5 protein-coding genes are annotated in these 3,097 nt (G+C 36.0%); all 5 read left to right on the top strand.

All coding sequences use genetic code 11. The features are described from left to right. The first annotated feature begins 114 nt into the window (after positions 1 to 114). The 5 genes from IE867_RS14150 (at position 115) to IE867_RS14130 (ending at position 2,416) form a co-directional block, all read left to right on the top strand. Entirely contained in the window at positions 115 to 498 is a 384-nt protein-coding gene (locus IE867_RS14150; RefSeq protein ID WP_192485359.1) for a restriction endonuclease subunit S, read from the top strand. Continuing rightward, a complete protein-coding gene (locus tag IE867_RS14145) occupies positions 498 to 770 on the top strand; it encodes a hypothetical protein (RefSeq protein WP_192485358.1) in 273 nt (90 codons plus the stop codon). The genes IE867_RS14150 and IE867_RS14145 overlap by 1 nt, the downstream gene beginning before the upstream one ends. A gap of 75 nt (positions 771 to 845) precedes the next feature. Continuing rightward, a complete protein-coding gene (locus tag IE867_RS14140; RefSeq protein WP_192485357.1) occupies positions 846 to 1,013 on the top strand; it encodes a hypothetical protein in 168 nt (55 codons plus the stop codon). 12 nt (positions 1,014 to 1,025) lie between these two features. Continuing rightward, positions 1,026 to 1,364, top strand: a complete 339-nt coding sequence (locus tag IE867_RS14135; protein WP_192485356.1) for a RecX family transcriptional regulator — start codon at positions 1,026 to 1,028, stop codon at positions 1,362 to 1,364. A 125-nt stretch (positions 1,365 to 1,489) separates the two neighbouring features. Continuing rightward, entirely contained in the window at positions 1,490 to 2,416 is a 927-nt protein-coding gene (locus IE867_RS14130; RefSeq protein ID WP_192485355.1) for an Rpn family recombination-promoting nuclease/putative transposase, read from the top strand. Positions 2,417 to 3,097: the final 681 nt, after the last annotated feature.

Here is a 3,097-nt window from a genome sequence, read left to right as displayed (position 1 = left end):
ATGTTTGCCTGACATAATTTTTGTTATCTTGTGAATGATATTTAACTATGCTGGTTACCATATTTCATTTACTCAAAACCGGCAAAGATAAATGTCGCCGACCGGCAAAGATAATTGTCGTTCAATACAAATGATATTTTATATGGGAAACTTAGACCGAATTTAAACAAGGTTTGTTTAGTTGACTTTGATGGTATCTGTTCCACAGATATTTTAGTTTTTAGAATAAAGAAAGATAGTGCTTTATCGATCTATTATAAATATTATTTTTTATCTAATATGTTTAATGATAAAGTGTTACAAACAGTTAGCGGTCAACAATTACCAAGAACTTCATGGGGTAAAATAGCAACCATAAAAATTCCATTACCCCCACTCGACAAACAAAAAGAAATTGTCGCTTTTTGCGAGAAGCAAGAGGAAAAAATAAAACAAGCACAATCTATTATCGATAACGCCCAAGAAAGAAAAAATGAAATCTTGAAAAAGCACCTTTAATGTCAAAAAGCAAACAACCCAAGCCCCGCAAAAAATCAGGCAAAATAAAATCATGGCGTTGTCACTTACGCTGTGACTTCACCAAACCCAACGACACTAACACCTACATTGAAAGGTGCAGCGTCACTGTCGGCATATCCAACCTTGCCAAAGCCAAGGAAACCTACGACTTACACGATGCAGTTGCTGATTGGCGCAAGGAAACCAGAGAGGATAACGACTATACAAATAAATTTGTCATGGTTGTTGAGCGTTGGGAGGCGATGAGGTAGTGTAAATTGTGTTCATGTATAAATCACTGATTGTTTTTGATATACTTGCTCAGTGTCCACGAAAGGGAGTGCGTTATGGATATTAAAAATTGCAACGATGAGCTAACCGATGAGCAAAAAATACATGAGGTTATAGCAATGTCAAAAATTGGTGTGCCATTATCGATAATAGCTAAAATGATGAATGTGCCAATGTCTGCGATTGAGCATTTAAAAAATGAGCGAGCCAATAATAGTGAATAGGATAATGTGATCATGACCCTAGACAACGCCAACATCACCGACAACATGCTACTGGAAAACAAAGCAAGGCGTATCATTGAAAGTAACCAAGATATTTCAACAGGTGCATTGATTGATAAACTTAAAAAGAAAGCAATACCGCAAAGCATGATTGACAAGTTAGTTGTCGTTGACGAGGCACAACAGCTTAATAATGTCCTACGCAGAATTAGTGCCAAGTATCCTTTGATCAAAGGCAAAACTGAGTATGATAAGAAACAAAAGCTGTTAAAATATCTGCTAGGTAAAGGGTTTGATTATCAGTTGGTGCAAAAGGGGATTGATGGTTTTTTTGATGATGGAAATCAGTAGACAAATGGCATTGAAAAAAATCCAGGACTCAACCCTGTATTTATAAGGGTTTATGTTAAAATAACCCCGTTTTTTATCTAGGACTATTTGAGGACAAAATAAGTGAAAGTGAGTAGGGCAACATAATGGCAGACAAACACGACCGTGTATTTAAAGACCTCATAAGCAACAGAGACTTTGCTATCTGTTTCTTAATGACTTACCTACCCAAAGAGCTTATCGCTTTAGTTGACTGGCACAGTGTTAAGTTAGAATCCGCTAATGTTGAGCATGTTCGTCAACAGCAAAAGGACAACAAAAAGCAAAAAGAGCAGTCAGACCTTACTTTTCTGTTCAAATTCAAGGACGGTAAAAACGGTGCTGTCTTTGTTCATATTGAATCACAAACAGGTGACGATGGTACTATAGTTATTCGTACTCGCCATTATCAAACGTCTTACTTGTTGGATTATATTAAACGACACAAGACAACGAAAGATTTGCCTTTAGTGGTATCGATTATTTACTATGCCAATAAAAAGCCATTTAGTCATAGTCTTAACATCAACGATTACTTTGCCAATAAAGAGTTAGCTGAAAAGTACGCTTTCACAACACAGTTTATTGACCTTAACCGTTACAGTGACGAGGAAATTTTAGAGCATGGTTTTATCTCTGGGTATGAGTTGATACTAAAGGCAATCAGAGAAAAGAACATTGACGGTAAGATTGGCATTGCTGTTCATAAAATACAAGCTTATGATCATTTTGCCAGACAAGTTTTGATTCGGTATATGTCGCAATATTCGGATATGGAAACTGACGCATTTTATGATAAGATAATAGACAGTAAACCAGATTTAAAAGGTGATGTTATGACGGTAGCGGAACAGTGGAAGCAGCAAGGTATGCAGCAAGGTATGCAGCAAGGGCTATTGAAAGGTAAACAGGAAACGGCACGTAATCTATTCGGCATGAGTTTATCTGTAGATCAAGTTGCAAAGGCTACTGGACTTGACCTTGATACAGTACTTAAACTTAAAAAAGAAGTGGACAGCAAAACACAACACTAATCCATGAAGTCAAATTTTAAAGTCAAATGTGACCGATGCAAACGTGCCAAGGATTCGGTGAAGCGTATTTGCATTGGGAGCCACAAACAAGGTTATCGTTATTTAATGTTATGCTTACGCTGTCGTTGTTTTAGATTGTTTGAGGTGATCAGATAACTGTTACGGACACGCTAACTTTCAACGCAACTTACGTTGCCAATTTTCTTTTGCTTGTTGCAATGAAAAATTTGCGGAGCATGAAATATAATCAGTTAAAATTGAAGTTAATCGGCTTGAACTTTGTAATAAAGTAATCTGCTGCTTTTATGTTGAATGTAAAAACTAATGGTATTTTTGTTTCTTTCTGTTGCTTTGTCATTTTGATACTCCTTATCAATAATAGTTATATCAAGTTATAGATCATGATTTTTGATGTTGCTATGAATATTGGCTGAAAATAATGTGAGAAATTAGCAATGATGTTGTAAGTTAATTGGGGTTTTCCGAAACGAGCGCACAGACTCCCATTAGTACGTACTATAGTATCACAAATACAAGAATTTGACCAGAAAAAACGGCTCAATCCTTATTTCCGTTGGACGGGTTAAATCTGTTATAATTTTGTGATATTAACTTAAACCGAAAGAACTTAAAATGCTCACGAAATTGGATATGGTATTACCTGTTGAATTGCTTGGTTTA

This window comes from Cysteiniphilum marinum, from assembly GCF_014857925.1.
In the GTDB taxonomy this organism is placed as follows: Bacteria; Pseudomonadota; Gammaproteobacteria; order Francisellales; family Francisellaceae; genus Caedibacter; species Caedibacter marinus.
Note: the sequence above shows the minus strand (reverse complement) of the source record. Positions and strands in the feature narration are given on the sequence as shown.